The sequence below is a fragment of the Streptomyces sp. Y309 genome, from assembly GCF_056712025.1.
Window position 1 is genome coordinate 8,866,950 of the sequence record NZ_CM160048.1, and the last position, 17,656, is coordinate 8,884,605.

Genomic DNA, 17,656 nt, shown 5'->3' on the forward strand with positions numbered 1-17,656 from the left:
GCCCGGCTTCCGGCGCGCGTTGCCCGAGCCCGCCGAGCACGAGTACCGGGAGTCCTCCCAGCGGCCCCGCAGTAGGTACTCGGCGGCCGATGCGTTGCTCCGGCCGTGCTCCCTAGCGTGAGCGGAGCGCAACGCTCCGCGCCCTCCCAGCCCCCGGCCCCCAGCCGTTTCCCAGCCGACCCTCGTTCCCAGCCGTTCCTCGTTCCCATCCGCGGAGGTGCCTTGTCCACCGGCTACGTCGTCGACCGCGACATCGAGATCCCCATGCGTGACCGCACCGTGCTGCGCGCCGACGTCTGGCGCGTACCGGGCGAGCCCCGCCCCGCGATCGTGTATCGCACCCCCTACGACAAGTCGGCCCTGCGCATGGAGCCGCTGACCCCCGAGCGCTGTGTGCGCGCCGGATACGCCGCCGTGGTGCAGGACACCCGCGGGCGCTTCGCCTCCGACGGCGAGTGGGACACCGGCGCCGGCATGTGGGAGACCGAGGGCCGCGACACGTACGACACCGTGGAGTGGGTCGCGGCCCAGGAGTGGTGCGACGGCGGCGTCGGCATGAGCGGTGTCTCCTACCTCGGGATCGTGCAGTGGCTCGGGGCGATGCTGCGGCCCCCGCACCTGAAGGCGATCGCACCCGCCATGACCACGTCCGCCGAACTCGACGCGCGGGCCACCGGCGGCACGCTGCGCCTGTCGCACCTCGCCGGGTGGCTGGGCTTCATGGCCGCCGACTGGATGCGGCGGGAGGCGGCGCAGGGACGTCGGCGCGGCTTCGCCGCCGTGATCCGCTACCTCAAGTCCCCGCTGGAGCAACTGCGCCGGCTGCCTCTCGGACGCATCCTCGACGTGCCGGACAGCCCGCTGTCCCTGGCCGACATGGTGGAGCGCGGCCGCGCGTACGGGCCGCGCATCCGCACCCAGGACGTCACGGTCCCCACGCTCTCGCTCACCGGCTGGTTCGACATCTACCACGCGCCGAGCATCGCCCTCTTCCACCAGCTGGCCCGGCGCGACCCGCGGGCCCACCAGCTCGTCGTGGGGCCCTGGAGCCACTCCGGGACGCTGCCGCCGTACCAGGGCGAGCTGAACTTCGGGCTCGGCGCGTCGGGGGAGTACGGCCCCGCGGGCGAGAGCGTCCTCGCCTTCTTCGACACCCACCTGAAGGACGGCGTCAGCCGGGCCCGGCAGGCCCCGCCGGTGCGCTACTTCATGATGGGCGCCAATACCTGGCGTACGGCGACGTCGTGGCCGCCCGACGGCTCGTCCCCGCTGCTGTGGTACCTGCGCGCGGGCGGCCGCCTCGCCCTCGATCCGCCCCAGAGCGACGAGCCCCCGGACACGTACGTCTACGACCCGCACGACCCGGCGCCCACCCACGGCGGCCGCGTCCTGGGCCTCGGGGACCTGGTCGGCGGACCGCTCAACCAGCGCCACCTGGAGGGCCGCGCCGACACCCTGGTCTTCACCGGGCCCGTTCTCGGCGACCCGGTCGAGGTGGCCGGGCACGTCACGGCGCCGCTGTCGTTCGCGAGCAGCGCGCCGGACACGGATGTGGTGGTCAAGCTCACCGACGTGTTCCCGGACGGCCGCTCGCTGCTGGTCTGCGACGGCGTGCTGCGCGCCCGCTACCGGGAGGGCTTCGACAGCGAGAAGCCGCTGACGCCCTGGGCGCCCGAGACCTGCACCGTCGACCTCGGACACACCGCCTGGCGGTTCGGGGCCGGGCACCGGATCCGCCTTACCGTCACCAGCAGCAACTTCCCGCACATCGACCGCAACTTGAACACCGGGCGCCCGCCGGGCAAGGACGCCGCGGGCGTGGTGGCACACCAGTCCGTCCACCACGACCCGGCCCGGCCGTCGTTGCTGCGGCTGCCGGTGCTCGCCGAGGCCACTCGTGAGGATGCCCTCGCCCGTGAGGTGGCCGTCACCAGCGCGGCGTCCGTCAGCGCCGAGGTGGCGCCGCATGACCAGTGACACCACGCGGCCTGACACCGCGCGCCCCGGCCCCGCGCGCGGCCCTGCGCGCCAGGAGTGCGTCCTGCCCGAGCAGTTCGCGGCGCGGGCCGCCGCCCACCCCGACCGTCTTTTCGCGGTGTTCGAGGACGGCGAGCGGTGGACGTACGCCGACGCCTGGAGCCTCGCCCGGTCGGCGGCCGCGGCGCTGCAGGGCCGCGGCGTGACGTACGGCGAGCACGTACTGAGCTGGCTGCCGAACGGGCCGCACCAACTGCGGGCCTGGTTCGGCACCAATACCGCCGGAGGCGTCTTCGTCCCCGTCAACACCGCCTACCGGGGCCGCCTCCTGGAGCGCGTCATCCAGGACTCGGCCGCCCGCACCCTGGTCACCTGCCACGACCTCGTACACCACCTCAGCGGCCTCGACCTGGGCGAGATCCGGGACATCCTCGTGGTCGACGGACCGGGCGGCGACCTGCTCGCCGGAGACCCCGGCCGACTCGCCCCGCCCGCGGCCCCGTTGCAGCCCTGGGACACCCAGGCGGTCCTCTACACCTCGGGCACCACCGGCCCCTCCAAGGGCGTGCTGTGCAGCTACGCCCACCTCCACACCAGCGCCACGGCGGCCTTCCGCAGCTGGCTCACCCCGGCCGACCGCTACCTGGTCAACCTGCCCCTCTTCCACGGCGGGGGAGTGATCGGCGCCCTCGGCATGCTCGGCCTGGGCGGATCGATCGCGGTGGTCCCGCACTTCCGCACCGAGTCCTTCTGGGCGCAGACACGGCAGTTGGGGGTGACCGCGTGCACGCTCCTCGGCGTGATGGCGACCTTCCTCGCTGAGCGGCCGCCGTCCCCCGACGACGGGACCGGGCACCCCCTGCGCGCGGCCTACGTCGTCCCGCTGACCGAGTCGGCCCTGACCCTGCGGTCCCGCTTCGGCGTCGAGGTGCGCACCCTCTTCAACATGACCGAGACCTCCTGTCCGGTCATGTCGGGCCCGGGCCCGGACCCGGACCGGCCCGGCGCCTGCGGGCGGCCGCGCCCCGGCGTCGAGGCGCGCGTCGTCGACCCGTACGACCGCGAGGTGCCGCCGGGCGAGGTGGGCGAACTGATCGTGCGCGCGGACGCGCCGTGGGCGTTCAGCCACGGCTACCTCGGCAGGCCCGAGGCGACCGCGGCCGCCTGGCGGGGCGGCTGGTTCCACACCGGCGACGCCTTCCGCCAGGACCCGGACGGCGAGCTGTACTTCGTGGACCGGCTCAAGGACGCCATCCGCAGGCGCGGCGAGAACATCTCCTCCTTCGAGGTCGAGGAGGAGCTGCGGGCCCACCCGGCCGTACGGGACGCGGCGGCCGTCGGCGTCCCCGGCGACCACGGCGAGCAGGAGGTCCTCGCCGTGGTCCGCCCGGTGCCCGGCGCGGCGTTCGACCCGGCCGGACTCCTGACGTTCCTGCGCCCCCGCATGGCCCACTTCATGCTGCCCCGCTACATCCGCGCGCTGCCCGCACTGCCGACGACCCCCACCGGCAAGGTGCGCAAGGACGTGCTGCGCGGCGAAGGCGTCACGACCGACACCTGGGACCGGCAGACAGCCGGCGTCACCATCCGTCGCGATCCCGTCGCGACCCGTCGAGAGGACCACGAGACCACATGAGCAAGAGGGCAGACACGGCGGCACCCGCCACCGCCCGCGGCGGCATCTGGGCCCGAACCGGCGTACGGATCACGGGTGTCGGGCACTACTTCCCCGAGCACGTCGTCCACAACACGCCGGAACTCGTCGGCGCCGAGGACCGGTTCAACGCCGTCGACCAGGCCGTCATCGGGCGCCTCAACGTCAAGTCGCGGCACGTCTCCAGCGAGCACGAAACCGTCGGCGACATGGCCGTGCGCGCCGCCGAGCGCGCCCTGGACGACGCCGGACGCACCGCGCGCGACCTCGACCTCGTGATCGTGACGAACTGGACCGACCGGCAGTTCATCCCCGAGCACGGGCCGCGCGTGGCCCACGACCTGGGCGCCAAGCGGGCCCTCGGCTTCGACCTGTGCGGGGCCTGCGCCGGCTTCGTGCACGGCGTGCAGTCCGCCGCCGCCATGCTCTCCTCGCCCGGCCCCTGGCGGCGCGCCGTCGTCGTCAGCTCCGAGCAGCTCAACCGGGGCACCCGGCCGGGCAGCAAGGGCGAACTGGTCGCGGGGGACGCGGCGGGCGCGGTGGTCCTGGAGCGCACCGACGCCGAGCACTCGGACCCGTCACCGACGGCGCCGCGGCTCATCGACTCCGTGCTGTTCAGCGACGGCGAGGACGCGGACGTCATTTATGCCCGCAGGCCGCAGGGCTGGCTCACCAGCACCCCGGACCTCATCGAGCGCGCCATCGAGGGCAACCTGCGCGCCATCGAACTCCTCCTGGAACGCAACGACGTGGAGATCGAGGACGTCGACTGGGTCCTGATGCACCCCGGCACGGACCCGCTGCACACCGCGGTGCAGGAGAAGGCGGGCATCCCCCCGGAGCGCTTCGTGGTGACGATGGAGACGCGCGGCAACACCTCCAGCGCGTCCATCCCCATCGCCCTGTCCGAACTCCTCACCAGTGGCCGCACCCGCCCCGGCCAGCTGTACCTCGCTCCGGCGATCGGCTCCGGGTTCTACGAGGGCGGGCTGCTGTTCCGCCTGTGACGCACGGCGCGCACCTATGAGGGCGACGACGCATACGTACAGACGCACACGTACAAGCGACGAGGAGCCGTGCGAGCGGCTCCGGGCAGGGAGCGGGTGGTGACGTGGTGAGTGTGACAGCGGGCTGGCGCGACGTACTGGTGACGGGCATGGGGTTCTGTCTCCCCGGACCCGGCGGCACGGTCTGCAGGAGCGGCGACGACCTCTGGCGGACGGTGTCGGCAGGGCAGTCGCACCTGGACAACGGCGGGCTGTTCTACGGCCAAGTGCGGCTGAGCGACGAGGAGTTCGCGCGGGCGGTCCCGACCCTGGACGACCGCTTCCGCGACTACTGCAACAGCGTGCACCGTTACGGCCTGGTGGCCCTGGTCGAGGCGTGCGAGGACGCGGGACTCGACTGGCGCGGCACCCAGCTGGCCGAGGCCGCCGTCCTCACCGGCCGCGCCGGCATGGACACGGCCCTGGAGACCTATATGCAGGGCGTCACGTGCGACTCGTCCGGGATGAAACCCGCCGAGGCACGCGCCCTGCTCATGCGCATCCTGCTCTCGGTGACCGCGACGGACGTCGCCTCCGTCCAGGCGGCGCTGCTGCGCAGCGGCGGCCCCAGCTACACGCTGTCGTGCGGCTGCGCCTCGACGAGCGCGCTGCTCGGCGTCGCCGCCGGCCAGATCGCGAGCGGCGAGGTGGACATCGCCGTGGTGACGGGCGTCGACGCCTACAACCTGGAGCGCATCGAGCACTTCGAGGACCTGCGCCGCGCCTCCGAGCGCACCGGCCGCACCTCCTCGTACCAGGCCCCCACCACCCGGCTGCGCTACGACCGGCCGATGCGGCCGTACGACGAGCGCGCCGACGGCTTCAACCTCGGCGAAGGCGCCGCCACGCTGATCCTGGAGAGCCGGGAGCACGCGGAACGGCGCGGCCACGAGGCGTACGGCAGGGTCCTTGGCCAGGCGATCCGGCGCGCCGCCACGGGCAGCGCCCTCTCCCCGGACGAGGACGGCGAGGCACTCGTGCGCGCGGTGCGCGCCGCCCTGCGGCCCAAGGACAGCCACGGCCGCGTCACCCCGTCCGCCGTGCCCGTCGTCAACGGCGGCGCCGAGGGCGACCCGCTCTTCCAGCTCATGGAGTTCAGCGCGCTGAAGTCCCTCTACGGGGCGGACACCGCCCACGCAGGCGGGCCGCTGCTCACCAACCACGAGGCGTGCTTCGGGCACATCGGCGCGCCCCTGGGCAACATCGGCGCCGCGGCGAGCCTCCTGATGATGCGCCACGGCCAGGTCAGCCCCACCGCGAACTGCGAGAAGGTCGCCGAGGAAGCCCCCTGCGAGATCGTCACCGGCGACCGGCCGCGCCCGCTCTCCTTCGACCTCGCCCTGAGCTTCAACTACCAGATGGGCGCCGCCGCGGCACTGCTCCTCGCCGCACCCGAGCCCCTCACCCCGCCCGAGCCAATCGCCCCGACGTCCCGGACCGGCGGCGAGCGGCCATGACCGCCCAGCCCACCGAGCCGTTGACGCTGGCGGGGATCGGCGCCGTCCTGCCCGGCCGGGACGGCCCCTGCGTGGACGTACCGGACCTGTGGAAGATCGTGAGCACCGGCACCAGCTGCCTGAGCCCCTTCATGTACGAGGATCTGCCGCTGCGCATCGCCGGGCAGGTCGGCGGCTGGGACCCGGTGGCGGCACTCGGCGTGCCCGAGCGCGTCGGCGCCAGGATGGCCCGGGTCACCGCGATGGCCGCCGGCGCGGTCAAGAACGCGCTCGCCGACGCGGGCCTGAGCCCCGCGGACCTGGACGACGGCCGCACCGTACTCGTCGTCGCGTCGCTGCAGTTCGCCTTCCGGGAGGCGCCCCGCTACTTCACGCTGTACCAGGACGGCGGCCAGGAAGCCCTCGGCATGGAGTACTGGCTCACCGGCACGCCCGGCAGCGTGACGAGCGGCATCTGCTCGGTCCTCGGCATCAGCCCGCAGACCCTGACGGTGTCGGGTGCCTGCAACTGCTCGCTGCGGGCCCTGGAGGTCGCGGTCACCATGCTGCGGGCCGGGAGCGTGGACCGGGCGGTGGTCGTGGGCGCGGACGCCACCCTCGACCCGGTCTGCGTCGCCAGCACCACCCACGAGAGCAGACGGCGCGGCTTTCGCATCGCCACCGTCTCCGCGGACCCGGAGTCGGTGCGCCCGCACGACGAGGAACAGGACGGCAACGCCCCGGGCGAGGGCGCCCTCGCCGTGGTCGTGGAGACTCCGCGCGTCGCGCACTCCGGCACGGCCCCGCTGCGGCTGTGGTTCCGCTCCTCGCGCAGCAACGGCTCCAACCCGATGATCTCAGGGCCGCCGGACCACTTCGCGCGCGACGGCCACGCCCTGCTCACCGGCGCCGGGATCGGCATGGAGCAGCTGGCGTTCGTCAACAGCTTCGCCGACGGCTCCCGCCACGTCGAAGACCTCTTCTGCGCGGCGCTCACCGGCCTGCGCAAGGCCATGGACTACGGCGGCCCACTGCTCCTCACCAACCAGGAAGCGGCCTTCGGCCACGTCTTCGGCTTCGTCGGCCTGCTCAAGTTCGTCGCCTCCGTCCTGATGTTCCGGCACGGCACGGTGGCCCCCGTCACCGGCTGCCGCACGCCGTACGCACGCCTTGAGGCCACCCCCGTACTGGGCGGGGGCGCGGCCCTGCGGGGCCGGCACGCCCTGGTGACCGCGGCGGGCGGCGGCGGTGACGCCACCTCACTGCTCATCGAGTATCTGGAGGACTGACCCATGGTGAACGCCATCGAGCACCCGCTGCGGGTGCACGGCTCCACAGCGCTGGTCCTCGGCCGGCGCGGCACGGCGTACGACGTGATCAGCGAGGCCCTGGAGAGCGCCGGGGCCAAGCCCCTGGAGGACACCGGGGGCGAGCGGGGGCGGGCCGGGCAGGACGGCCACGGGGGCGGCGCTGTCCCCGACGTCTGCTGCGTCCTGCTCACCGGCAGCGCCGTCTTCGACAGCGCGCTGCCCGCCCTGCCGCTGCCCCGGCAGCGCCTCACCGAGATCGCCGCGGCCATGGCGGACCGCGGCTCGGGCCGGATGATCCTGGTGTACGACGGCGGGGGCGGGGTGCACACCGGCACGCCCCCGGAGGAGGTGGCCGCGCGGGCCGCCGATGTCGCCTGGTGGCGGCAGCTCGCGGCACGCCTGTGCGCGCACGGTGTGCTCGCCAACCAAGTACGCGTCGGACTCGCGCCGTTGCTCACCCACCGCCTCAGTCCCGCGCGGACCGCCGCCATGCTGCGCCACCTGCCGCTGCGCCGGGCGGCCACGGCCGCGGACCTGGCCGCCGCCGTCCTGCACCTGGCCTCGGAGGGCTGCAGCTACACGGTGGCCGAGACCGTCCCGGTCGACGGCGGCATGGGCCTGACCATGGTGCCGCCGTTGCGCCGGCCCGGCGCGGCGCAGGGCACCGCGCCGCTCGCCCAACGCCGCGGCGGCACCGAACTGTTCGACATGACTGGGCGGCACTGCCTGGTGGTGGGCGCGAGCAGCGGCATGGGCCGGGAAACGGCCTTGGAACTGGCGCGCCGGGGCGCCGATGTGACCGTGGTGGCCCGGCGCGAGCCGCAACTCGCGGACGTGTCCCACGAGATCACCGCACTGGGGCGGCGGGCCGAGGCGGTGACCCAGGACGTGGCGCGGGCCGACGACCTGGAGCCGATGGTGGCGCGGCTGTGGCAGACGGGCCGGGTCGACGCCATGGTGTACGCGGCGGGGCTGTGCGAGCCCGAGCGGCCCGACGACTGCCAGCCCGCGCTCATGGACCGGGCCGTGGCCGCCAACTACCGGGGATACGCCACGCTCACCCGCGCCCTGGTGCGGCGGTGGGCCGAGGACGGCCGGGGCGGCGCCCTCGTCGCGCTCGGCTCCGCCGGGGCCGGTTTCGTCCCGCACCTGGAGAGCTACGCGGCGAGCAAGGCGGCCATGACGCAGCACACCCGCAACGTCGCCGTCTCCGGCGGCCGCCACCGCATCCGGGCCAACTGCGTGCTGCCCGGACTCGTCACGACGCCCATGGCCGCCACGGCCGCGTCGGACGACTTCCAGGAGGCCTGGCTGGCCCGCATCCCCCAGGGACGGCCCGGCCGCCCGGCCGATGTGGCGCCCCTGGTGGCGTACTTGGCGGGCGACGGCGCCGCGTACGTGACGGGGGCGACCCTGCATGCCGACGGCGGCCTCGCGCTGGGCGGCCTGCCGCCGCTGGCCCACGAGGACGGCCGGGCATGAGCGCCCCTTCCGTGAGTTCCGTGAGCGGAGTGGCGCTGGTGACGGGTGCGTCGTCGGGCATCGGCGCGGCGGTGGCCCGGTCGCTGGCCGCGGCCGGGGCGCATGTCGTCCTGGTCGCACGGCGGGCGGGCCCGCTGGCTCGCCTCGCCCGGGAGGTGCACGAGCGCGGCGGCCGCGCGAGCGTCCTCGTGGCGGACCTGGCCGTCGAGGGGGAGCCGCAGCGCGTGGTCGCGGAGACGGTGGAGCTGTTCGGCCCCCCGGCCGTCCTGGTGCACTGCGCGGGCGCCGTACGCTTCGGCCAGGTGCACGAACTGCCGCCCCGGCACTGGGAGTTGATGCTGCGTCTCAACGTCACCGTGCCCTACCTCCTGGCCCATGAGCTGGTGCCGTACCTGCGCAAGCGCGGCGGCGGGGCCATCGTGAACATCGGCTCGTCGATCACCCAGGAGACGCTCAGCCACACCGCGGGCTACGCGGCGAGCAAGCAGGCGCTCAACGTGCTCAGCGAACTCCTCGCGCTGGAGAACCGGGACCACGGCGTCCGCGCGGTGGCGGTCTGCCCGGGGTGGGTACGGACCGAGTTGTCCGCGGCCCCCGAGGAGCTGGGTGTGGACGCGGAGGAGCTCCTCACGCCCGAGGACGTGGCCGACGCGGTGCTGTGGGCGCTGACCCGGCCGAGCCGGGTCAGTGTGGGACCGGTGATGCATCTCGCGCCGACCAGCAGCCGCGCCGGCACCCGCGCGTCGATCACGCGCCTGACCGCGGGGGCCCTCACCGCGGGGGAGCGGCTCCCCTGACAAGCGGTGGACATGGACAAGCGGTGGCCCATGACGCGTCAGGCGGAAAGCGCCGGCGCGTCATGGAACAGTTCCCGGCGGTTTCGTATGCCGATCTTGTGCAGCACATTGCTCACATGATTCTTGACGGTCTGTCCCGCGAGCGTTAACTCCCGGGCAATCTCCGCGTTCGTGTATCGACGCAGGAGAAGGGAGAGAATTTCCTCCTCGCGCCGCGTCAGCGGAGTGAGGGGAGTGCGCGGATCGGAGGCCCGGCGCAGCGGATTCCCGCGTTGTGCGTCCTCGCCGAAGAGCCAGATCCGCTGCCCCCGAGCCGTTCTGCGGATTGCGTCGACCAACTCCGTGACAGGCACGGTCTTATGGACGAAGCTGTCGGCGCCCGACGTCAGCGCGACGGCGATCTCATGGGACGAGCTGCAGCCGGAGAACACCATGACACGTGGCCGCAGCGGCAGTGAGCGCACCTGCCGGCACAGGGAGGCCCCCGCACACGCGTCGCCGAACTGCAATTCGGTGACGAGGATGCTGGGGCGCTTCGTCTGCAATTCACGCAGGCCTTCGTCCACCGTTTCGGCGGTGCTGACGACAGGCATCCGAAGGTGGGACTCGATCAGTGAGCTGAGCGCCAGACGCATGGAGGGGTGACTGTCTATGATCATTGCTCCCATGCCTGAATTCCCCTTCATTGCCGCAGGGTTGGCGGGGTGCGCCGCGTGCGGGTGGCGGTACCTGCATGGCGATGCTATCCCCGGACTTCTCGCCCGTCAGGCGCCAACGGCATTTTCACGGCACGGCGGGCCGGCATCGCCGAAATTGCTGAATTGCGGACAGCTCTCCTGTTACTTATGAGTAAAGCGGCAGGCTGTGCCGCTCTTTCCGGCGACGGATACGGTGCCGGGCGCTCCGCGAGTTCGACCGGAATGTGTCCTGGCTCACGGATTGCGGTTCTCGAGGCGCGCTCTCCTCGGTAACCGGAGGTGGGATCCGGCGGAAACGTCCACAAATGTCGGCCGGGTGAAGGCAGCTTGCTCACGTCTGCCGGCCGGGCGCATTGTCCGGTTTCCGGCTGCGACCGCCGGTAAGCAGCCCCCGTCGGCGGCGGGTAATCTCTGGCCGATGGCTCAACCGACGTACAGGGAAAGCGATTGGCGTGCTTACGGCCCGCTCGACCTTCCCCCCATCCTCGCGCACGCCCTCGACGCCCTCGTGGAGCGGGGCTATCACGCCACCACCGTCCGCGACCTCGCCCGCCGTGTCGGCGTGAGCGTTCCCGCGCTGTACTACCACTTCCCCAACAAGCAGGCCATCCTGGCCGAGCTGCTTTTCGGCTCGCTCGACTCCGTCCTGTGCCGCTGCCGCGCCGCCGTGACGGACGCGGGCACCGACCCCGTCGTACGCTTCAGCGCGCTCGTCGAATGCCTCGTGCTGTACATGACGCACCGCGCCCCGCTCGCCTTCCTGGACGTCGAGATGCGCAGCCTGGAGCCGGACAACCGGACGCGGTACGTGGCGCTGCGCGACGAACTCGAAGGGCTGCTGCGCGCAGCGGTGCGCGACGGCACGGAGGCGGGCGTCTTCACGACCCCGGTGCCGGTGGAGGCGGGCCGCGCGGTCCTCGCCATGTGCCAGGCGGTCGCCCAGTGGTACCGCCCGGACGGCCCGCTGACGCCCCAGGAGATCGCACAGCGGTACGTCACGATCGCCCTGGCGGCGGTGGGACACCGGTCATGAGGCGCTGGCACCGGACCCCGGCCGTCGGGGTGCGGGAACCAGGCTCAGAGCCGTTCGACGACCGTCGCGTTGGCCATGCCGCCGCCCTCGCACATGGTCTGCAGCCCGTAGCGGCCGCCGGTGGCCTCGAGGTGGTGGACGAGGGTCGCGAGGAGGCGGGTGCCGGACGCGCCGAGCGGGTGGCCCAGGGCGAGGGCGCCGCCGCGCGGGTTGAGCCGCTCGGGGTCGGCGTGGAACTCCCGCTGCCACATCAACGGCACCGGCGCGAAGGCCTCGTTGACCTCGTAGGCGTCGATGTCGTCGACCGTCAGGCCCGCGCGGGCGAGGACCTTCTCGGTGGCCGGGAGCACGCCGGTCAGCATCAGCAGCGGGTCGCTGCCGGTCACCGCGAACGCATGGAAGCGGGCGCGCGGGCGAAGTCCCAGCTCGGCGGCCTTCCGCTCGCTCATGATGAGCGCCGCCGAGGCCCCGTCGGTCAGCGGCGATGAATTCCCGGGAGTGATCGACCAGTCGATCTCCGGGAAGCGCTCGGCGATCCGCGGATCGGTGAACGAGGGCCGGAGCCCGGCCAGGGCATCCGCGGTGGTGGACGGGCGCACCGTCTCGTCCACGGCGTGCCCGTCGACCGGCACGATCTCACCGGCGAAGCGGCCGCCCGCCGCGGTGGCGGCCGCTCGCTCGTGGGAGCGGACGGCGAACGCGTCGAGCTCTTCCCTGCTCAACGCCCAGCGGGCAGCGACGAGTTCGGCCCCGATGCCCTGTTGCACCAGCCCCCGGGGGTAGCGGGCGGCCAGCGGGGCGTACGGATCCGCGCCCCGCGCGCTGCTGAACATCGGCACTCTGCTCATCGACTCCACGCCGCAGGCCACCACGGCGTCGTACGCGCCCGCGAGCACTCCCTGTGCGGCGAAGTGGGTGGCCTGCTGGCTCGATCCGCACTGCCGGTCGACGGTGGCCGCGGGCACCGACTCCGGGAACCCGGCGGCCAGTGCCGCGGTCCGCCCGATGTTCAGGGACTGCTCCCCGGACTGGGAGACACAGCCGCAGATCACGTCGTCGACGACGGCGGGATCGAGATCGCTGCGTGCCAGCAGGGCGCGCAGCACGGTGGCGAGCAGCTCACCCGGGTGGACGTGGGACAGTGCGCCACCGGCCTTGCCTCTGCCGGAGGCGGTGCGCACCACGTCGACCACGACAGCGGACTCCACGGGGTCCTCCCGGCGAACGTCTCTCTTGCCGACACCGGTCCTCAAATCTCCAAGTCGCCCTGTGCGTCCTTGTGTTCGTCGGTGTGCGGCGTATCTTGGCCTACCTTAGCGGCCGATAAGTAAGCTGACCATACGTCGACAGAGAGGGGGCGGCGTGAGCAGTGTTCTGACGGATTTCGACGACGGCGTGGCCGTCGTCACGATCAACCGGCCCGAGGTGAGGAACGCGGTCGACTCCGAGGTGTCCCGGCTTCTTTCCGAAGCGGTCGACGAGCTGGAGGCGCGCGAGGACCTGGTGGTCGGGATCATCACCGGTGCCGACGGGACGTTCTGCGCGGGCATGGACCTCAAGGCGTTCGCGCGAGGCGAGCGCCCGTCCGTTCCGGGGCGGGGCTTCGGCGGCATCACCCAACGGCCGCCGGGCAAGCCGCTGATCGCCGCGGTCGAGGGGTGGGCGCTGGCCGGAGGGTGCGAACTGGCGCTCGCCGCCGACCTGGTCGTCGCCGCGCGGGACGCCAAGTTCGGCCTCCCCGAGGTCAAACGAGGCCTGGTCGCCGCGGGCGGCGGACTGCTGCGCCTGGCCAAGGCGCTCCCGTACCAGCTGGCCATGGAGATCGCGCTCACCGGAGACCCGCTCTCCGCCGAGACCGCCCACGCGCATGGCCTGGTCAACGTCCTCACGGACCCGGGCGAGGCCCTCACCGGCGCACGCGGCCTCGCCGCCCGGATCGCCGCCAACGGCCCCCTCGCGGTCCGCGCCTCCAAGCACCTCGTGGCACTGTCGGTCGGCTACGCCGACGCGGATGCCTACGCCACGCAGCAGAAGATCAGCGAGCCCGTGCTGACGTCGGCCGACGCACGGGAAGGCGCTCGTGCGTTCGTGGAGAAGCGTCCGCCGGTGTGGAGGGGAGTCTGACTGACCGTCGAGCCGAGAACGCGGAACCACGCCCGATTTGACCTTGAGTGCACTTGAGGTTGCAGGATCGGGGCACGTCCTGCGAAAGGGGATTGGGCATGACGTCGTACCGCTCAGCGCTGGACCCGTACGGGGAGTCGGCAACCGGCCTGGCCGAGACGGACGAAGGGCCGCCGGCCGTGCCGGGTGACCCGGCCGGTCGGGAGGCGATGCGTCGCGGGCTCGCGCTCGTGCGGGCCTACGCGCGCGGGGACGCCGAAGCCGTCGCCGCCGCCCTCGACGGGGCCGACCCCGCCGTGGCCCGGCAGCTTCCCTTCGTCGCCGGGGACATCCTGCGGCTGGTCGTCGGCATCGTGATGTCGGGCCCGCGCACCCTCACCCCGTCGGACGTGGTGCGCAGGGCCGACACGATCGCCGCCGCCGGGCCGCCCCACCACGAACTCGCCGTGTCCCAGGCCGTGCGGGCGTGGGCCGACGGGGACGACGCACACCTGCGGGCCCGGTGGCGGGACGGCGCGGCGGCCGCGCACGGCGCCGCGGTGCTGGCGGCCGCGCTGGCCGTGGGGGCGTGGGGCAGGGGCCCGTTCCTCGGCCTGCTGGAGACGTTCGACGAAGTGGTCGACGCCTGCGGGTGAGTGGGGCGGGCTACGAGGCGTCCGGCTTGCGTACCAGCACCAGGTAGTAGTTCATGTGGTCCCGGCAGAAGGTGCGGTAGGGACCCATCAGCGGGTCGGTGGCCGCCAGCGCCTCCTTGCCGAACCGCTCCTCCATCTCCGCCCGCCGGTCCGCGTACAGCACAGCCATCAGCTCGGAGCACAGCACCGCGTTGGCACTCATGTCCTGCGTCCGCACCAGCCGGAAACCGGCCTCCTCGACCTCGCCGACGAGCGTGCTGAACGGGCGCAGCGGCGGGCACGTCCACAGCTTCGTGTACGCCGCCGACTCCTCCTCGGAGGGCGTGCCGCGCAGCGTGAACTCGGTGAACAGCAGGTGGCCACCCGGCTTGAGCACCCGCAGCGCCTCGCGCAGCGCCCGCGGCCGGTCGGACAGGTGCGGGAGGCAGTCGATCGACCAGGCGGCGTCGAACGTCGCGTCGGGATGGCCGAGTTCCATGGCGTTGCCGTACGCGAAGTCCACGCGCTCGCCGGCCGGATGGCCGCCACGCCGCTCCTCGCACCGGGCGAGCTGCGTCTTGCTGACCGTGATGCCGGTGACCCGGCTGCCGGTGCGCTCCGCGAGGCGCAGCGCCGGGCCGCCGGTGCCGCAGCCCATGTCCAGGACGTGGGAGTCCGGTTCGGGGCGGAGCGTGTCGACGAGGAAGTCGGTCTGCCGGTCCTGCGCGAGATCGGCGAGACCCACGAGCGTGGTGACGGGCGTGCGCGCGTCGTGCGGGACCAGCATGCCGATGTGCACGGCGGCGGACCCGAGCGTCATGGCGAGCATGTCGCCGAACTGGTCGTACATCGCCCCGACGTCCTCGGGGGTGGGGGCCGAAGTGCCGTTCACGGGGTGCTTGTTCGCTGTCATGGTGCGTCTCCTCCCGACAGGGACGGACCCCAAGGGCCCGCCTGGACACGTCCGTTCCCTTGCGCTCGTCCATTGCACCTGCCACGGCCGCTCCCGTGACGACGGAGTCAAGCCATGCCGAGGAAAGCCCCCGGAACTGGGTGCCCGTGAGGCCCGCGGCAAACGGTGTCCGCGGGCGGCTCCGGATGCTTTACGATTGTCCGGCTTCTGTCACGGTGCTGCGGCGACTTGGCGGCTCACTTGTTCTCTCGCGTTGTCCCCGTGCTAGGAATACGGGGCGCCGCGGGGACGTGAACCGTCCGGTGTGAACGCGTCGTACTGTGCTGTCAGTCGGTCCCACAAGGGGCCACAGGGGGAAGAGGTAACACCGTAGTGAACCGCATGCGCACGTCTGCCGCAGTCCTGGCCACGGCCGGGGCGATCACCGCCGCTCAGCTCGGACTGGCTGGTTCCGCATCTGCGGAGTCCGCCGCGCCGTCCGCGTCGTCCGCGTCGAAGGTCGCGCCGCGCAGTGCCGGATGCCCGATCGACATCGTCTACACGTCGAGGTTCTACATCGGTTCGGGCGGCTGGGTGACGGGCAACGGCCTGTACTTCGGCCTGAAGAACAAGAGCAACAAGAGCTTCAAGAACGTCAAGTTCACGGTCAGCAACGTCAAGAACGTTCGCTTCGGCAGCGCCAAGGCGAAGGGCGGCAAGGTCACCCACAAGACGTCGAAGACCGTCACCGTCTACAAGAAGACGCTGAAGAAAAAGGCCAGCCTGGGCGTTCAGGTGCGCTCGAAGCTGCTCAACAAGAGGTCCTACAAGGTCAAGTTCACCGTCCGCGGCTCCGGCTGGAACTGCGCCGTGAACCAGGGCACGTGGGGCAGGTAACCAACGGCGCCTCGTGAGGCCCGAGGCCTGGCCCCGGCCTTCCGATGACGCTGCGGAGCCCGGTCGACTTCGGTCGACCGGGCTCCGGCCGTTTTCGACGTTCTCGGAGCTTTCGGACTTTCGGGGCAGGAGCGAGCGACAGCATGCACGTGACGGAGACCGACCTGCGGCTGAACGACGGCCGTCAGCTGCACCTCTACGACACCGGGGCCGAGGGCGCCGACCCGCGCCGCACCGTCATCTGGCACCACGGCACCCCGAACATCGGCTCCCCGCCCGCGCCCCTGTTTCCGGCGGCGTCCCGGCTCGGCATCCGCTGGGTGTCGTACGACCGCCCCGGATACGGCGGTTCGAGCCCGGCACCGGGCCGTGACGTGGCGTCGGCGGCCGCCGACGTGCTCGCCGTCGCCGACGCGCTCGGCATCGACCGGTTCTCGGTCATGGGCCACTCCGGGGGCGCACCGCACGCCCTGGCCTGCGGTGCGCTGCTGCCGGACCGGGTCCGGTGTGTGGTGAGCGCGTCGGGTCTCGCTCCGTACGGTGCCTCCGGCCTGGACTGGTTCGCCGGGATGTCGGACTCGGACGCGGCGTCGCTGCGCGCGGCCGCGGCGGGACGCGCGGCGGCGGAGGCGCACGCGGCAGCCGACGAGTACGACCCCGAGATGTTCACGCCGGCCGACCACGAGGCGCTCGCCACCGGGTGGGCGTGGTTCGAAGAGGTCGTCGGCCCGGCGGTGGAATCCGGGCCGGGCGGACTGGTCGACGACAGCCTGGCGTACGTCGCCCCCTGGGGGTTCGACCCCGGGCGGATCACCGCCCCCGTCCTCGTCCTGCACGGCGGCGAGGACCGCATCATCCCCAGCACCCACGGCCAGTGGCTCGCGAACCGCTGCCCGGCGGCGGAACTGTGGCTCACGCCGGCCGACGGGCACATCTCCGTCCTCAACTCGGGCGCGGCCGCCCTGGAGTGGCTGTCAGCCTCCAGTGCCTCCTCGCGGGGCCTGAACACGGTCACCGACTGAGCCCGGCCGGCGCCCCGGCCGGGCTCAGTCGCCCGCGCTGTCCTGGAGGAACCGCTCCACTTCGCTGGCGACCCCGGTCTTGGCCGACGACGCCCTGCCGTCGGTGCGCGTGGAGCCCTCGTGGACGCCGAGGCCGCCGGTCCACACGTACCCGAACGCCGGCTCGTCGTCGATCTGCGGGCTGATCTGGATGTCGAGCCGCTTGAGTTTGGCGGCGGCCGCGGCCGCGTAGAGCGTGGCCGTGACACGGCGCTGCGGATACAGGTTGAAGTCGCGGATCACGGAGCCGCCGAACTCGTCGACGAAGGCGCCGTGCCCGTCCCGGCCCACGCGGACGTCGTAGTGGCGAGGGTGGTCGTACAGGTCGATGTTGAAGTACGTCGAGCCGCGGTTGTCGAAGGTGACGTCGAACGCGACATACGTCAGACCCTTGGCGTCCTCGTCGCGCCCGCGCTGTGGCGTGCCCTTGCGCAGGTGGTGCAGGCGGACGCGCAGCCCGGCCCATTCCTTGGATTGATACTCCTGCCAGTCCCCTACGACGTTTGGTATGTCCATCATTCCCACCTCTCCAGGCGTAAGCCTAGGAGGAACCGGGCGCGTGGGAGCCGGTTCCGGGGGGTGATGACGACCACCCCCCTGCTGACGGCTTCACTTCCTGAGCCTGACGGCCTCAC

Annotated in this window: 16 protein-coding genes; 12 read left to right on the forward strand and 4 right to left on the reverse strand. The window is 72.6% G+C overall.

Going from position 1 to position 17,656, the window contains the following annotated elements; all coding sequences use genetic code 11:
• The first annotated feature begins 222 nt into the window (after positions 1–222).
• The 7 genes from AC0KTA_RS37345 (at position 223) to AC0KTA_RS37375 (ending at position 9,702) form a co-directional block, all read left to right on the forward strand.
• A complete protein-coding gene (locus tag AC0KTA_RS37345) occupies positions 223–1,977 on the forward strand; it encodes a CocE/NonD family hydrolase (RefSeq protein ID WP_481052627.1) in 1,755 nt (584 codons plus the stop codon).
• On the forward strand, positions 1,967–3,613 hold the full coding sequence (locus tag AC0KTA_RS37350) for an AMP-binding protein (protein ID WP_481052628.1): 1,647 nt from the start codon (positions 1,967–1,969) through the stop codon (positions 3,611–3,613). The genes AC0KTA_RS37345 and AC0KTA_RS37350 overlap by 11 nt, the downstream gene beginning before the upstream one ends.
• Positions 3,610–4,638 (forward strand): ketoacyl-ACP synthase III, encoded by a 1,029-nt coding sequence (locus AC0KTA_RS37355; protein WP_481052629.1) that lies wholly within the window; start codon positions 3,610–3,612, stop codon positions 4,636–4,638. The genes AC0KTA_RS37350 and AC0KTA_RS37355 overlap by 4 nt, the downstream gene beginning before the upstream one ends.
• 104 nt (positions 4,639–4,742) lie before the next feature.
• Positions 4,743–6,134, forward strand: a complete 1,392-nt coding sequence (locus AC0KTA_RS37360) for a beta-ketoacyl synthase N-terminal-like domain-containing protein (RefSeq protein WP_481052630.1) — start codon at positions 4,743–4,745, stop codon at positions 6,132–6,134.
• Positions 6,131–7,402 (forward strand): beta-ketoacyl synthase N-terminal-like domain-containing protein, encoded by a 1,272-nt coding sequence (locus AC0KTA_RS37365; protein ID WP_481052631.1) that lies wholly within the window; start codon positions 6,131–6,133, stop codon positions 7,400–7,402. Before AC0KTA_RS37360 ends, AC0KTA_RS37365 begins: the two co-directional genes overlap by 4 nt.
• 3 nt (positions 7,403–7,405) lie before the next feature.
• Entirely contained in the window at positions 7,406–8,905 is a 1,500-nt protein-coding gene (locus tag AC0KTA_RS37370) for an SDR family NAD(P)-dependent oxidoreductase (protein ID WP_481052632.1), read from the forward strand.
• Positions 8,902–9,702, forward strand: coding sequence for an SDR family NAD(P)-dependent oxidoreductase (locus AC0KTA_RS37375; protein ID WP_481052633.1), 801 nt, complete (start codon positions 8,902–8,904; stop codon positions 9,700–9,702). Before AC0KTA_RS37370 ends, AC0KTA_RS37375 begins: the two co-directional genes overlap by 4 nt.
• Positions 9,703–9,740: 38 nt before the next feature.
• On the opposite strand, the gene AC0KTA_RS37380 is transcribed toward AC0KTA_RS37375, so the two are convergent.
• Positions 9,741–10,388, reverse strand: a complete 648-nt coding sequence (locus AC0KTA_RS37380) for a response regulator (protein ID WP_481052634.1) — start codon at positions 10,386–10,388, stop codon at positions 9,741–9,743.
• Positions 10,389–10,818: 430 nt separating this feature from the next.
• Here AC0KTA_RS37380 and AC0KTA_RS37385 point away from each other — a divergent pair, with 430 nt between their 5' ends.
• Complete coding sequence (locus AC0KTA_RS37385; protein WP_481052635.1) at positions 10,819–11,433, forward strand: TetR/AcrR family transcriptional regulator; 615 nt, start codon at positions 10,819–10,821, stop codon at positions 11,431–11,433.
• Between the two features lie 44 nt (positions 11,434–11,477).
• Here the strand turns inward: AC0KTA_RS37385 and AC0KTA_RS37390 are convergent, their stop codons facing one another.
• Positions 11,478–12,641, reverse strand: a complete 1,164-nt coding sequence (locus AC0KTA_RS37390; RefSeq protein WP_481052636.1) for a thiolase family protein — start codon at positions 12,639–12,641, stop codon at positions 11,478–11,480.
• A gap of 154 nt (positions 12,642–12,795) precedes the next feature.
• Between AC0KTA_RS37390 and AC0KTA_RS37395 the strand changes: the two genes are divergently transcribed.
• Positions 12,796–13,557, forward strand: a complete 762-nt coding sequence (locus AC0KTA_RS37395; protein ID WP_481052637.1) for a crotonase/enoyl-CoA hydratase family protein — start codon at positions 12,796–12,798, stop codon at positions 13,555–13,557.
• 98 nt (positions 13,558–13,655) lie between these two features.
• The gene (locus AC0KTA_RS37400) at positions 13,656–14,192 is read left to right on the forward strand and encodes a hypothetical protein (RefSeq protein ID WP_481052638.1); all 537 of its coding nucleotides are present in this window, start codon (positions 13,656–13,658) and stop codon (positions 14,190–14,192) included.
• A gap of 10 nt (positions 14,193–14,202) precedes the next feature.
• Here AC0KTA_RS37400 and AC0KTA_RS37405 read toward each other — a convergent pair whose 3' ends face one another.
• A complete protein-coding gene (locus AC0KTA_RS37405; RefSeq protein ID WP_481052639.1) occupies positions 14,203–15,084 on the reverse strand; it encodes an SAM-dependent methyltransferase in 882 nt (293 codons plus the stop codon).
• A 381-nt stretch (positions 15,085–15,465) separates the two neighbouring features.
• Here AC0KTA_RS37405 and AC0KTA_RS37410 point away from each other — a divergent pair, with 381 nt between their 5' ends.
• Together AC0KTA_RS37410 and AC0KTA_RS37415 are read left to right on the forward strand one after the other, a co-directional pair.
• Entirely contained in the window at positions 15,466–15,960 is a 495-nt protein-coding gene (locus tag AC0KTA_RS37410) for a hypothetical protein (protein ID WP_481052640.1), read from the forward strand.
• Positions 15,961–16,103: 143 nt separating this feature from the next.
• Complete coding sequence (locus AC0KTA_RS37415; protein WP_481052641.1) at positions 16,104–16,982, forward strand: alpha/beta fold hydrolase; 879 nt, start codon at positions 16,104–16,106, stop codon at positions 16,980–16,982.
• Positions 16,983–17,006: 24 nt separating this feature from the next.
• Here AC0KTA_RS37415 and AC0KTA_RS37420 read toward each other — a convergent pair whose 3' ends face one another.
• Positions 17,007–17,540 carry a hypothetical protein gene (locus AC0KTA_RS37420; protein ID WP_481052642.1) on the reverse strand — a complete coding sequence of 178 codons (534 nt, stop codon included), beginning with the start codon at positions 17,538–17,540 and terminating at the stop codon, positions 17,007–17,009.
• Positions 17,541–17,656 lie beyond the last annotated feature (116 nt).

Coding starts and splice junctions, on each gene's coding strand:
- AC0KTA_RS37415 (WP_481052641.1), top strand. CDS start 16,104: ATGCACGTGACGGAGACCGACCTGCGGCTGAACGACGGCCGTCAGCTG.
- AC0KTA_RS37350 (WP_481052628.1), top strand. CDS start 1,967: ATGACCAGTGACACCACGCGGCCTGACACCGCGCGCCCCGGCCCCGCG.
- AC0KTA_RS37380 (WP_481052634.1), bottom strand. CDS start 10,388: ATGAAGGGGAATTCAGGCATGGGAGCAATGATCATAGACAGTCACCCC.
- AC0KTA_RS37410 (WP_481052640.1), top strand. CDS start 15,466: ATGCGCACGTCTGCCGCAGTCCTGGCCACGGCCGGGGCGATCACCGCC.
- AC0KTA_RS37400 (WP_481052638.1), top strand. CDS start 13,656: ATGACGTCGTACCGCTCAGCGCTGGACCCGTACGGGGAGTCGGCAACC.
- AC0KTA_RS37365 (WP_481052631.1), top strand. CDS start 6,131: ATGACCGCCCAGCCCACCGAGCCGTTGACGCTGGCGGGGATCGGCGCC.
- AC0KTA_RS37375 (WP_481052633.1), top strand. CDS start 8,902: ATGAGCGCCCCTTCCGTGAGTTCCGTGAGCGGAGTGGCGCTGGTGACG.
- AC0KTA_RS37385 (WP_481052635.1), top strand. CDS start 10,819: ATGGCTCAACCGACGTACAGGGAAAGCGATTGGCGTGCTTACGGCCCG.
- AC0KTA_RS37355 (WP_481052629.1), top strand. CDS start 3,610: ATGAGCAAGAGGGCAGACACGGCGGCACCCGCCACCGCCCGCGGCGGC.
- AC0KTA_RS37420 (WP_481052642.1), bottom strand. CDS start 17,540: ATGATGGACATACCAAACGTCGTAGGGGACTGGCAGGAGTATCAATCC.
- AC0KTA_RS37405 (WP_481052639.1), bottom strand. CDS start 15,084: ATGACAGCGAACAAGCACCCCGTGAACGGCACTTCGGCCCCCACCCCC.
- AC0KTA_RS37370 (WP_481052632.1), top strand. CDS start 7,406: ATGGTGAACGCCATCGAGCACCCGCTGCGGGTGCACGGCTCCACAGCG.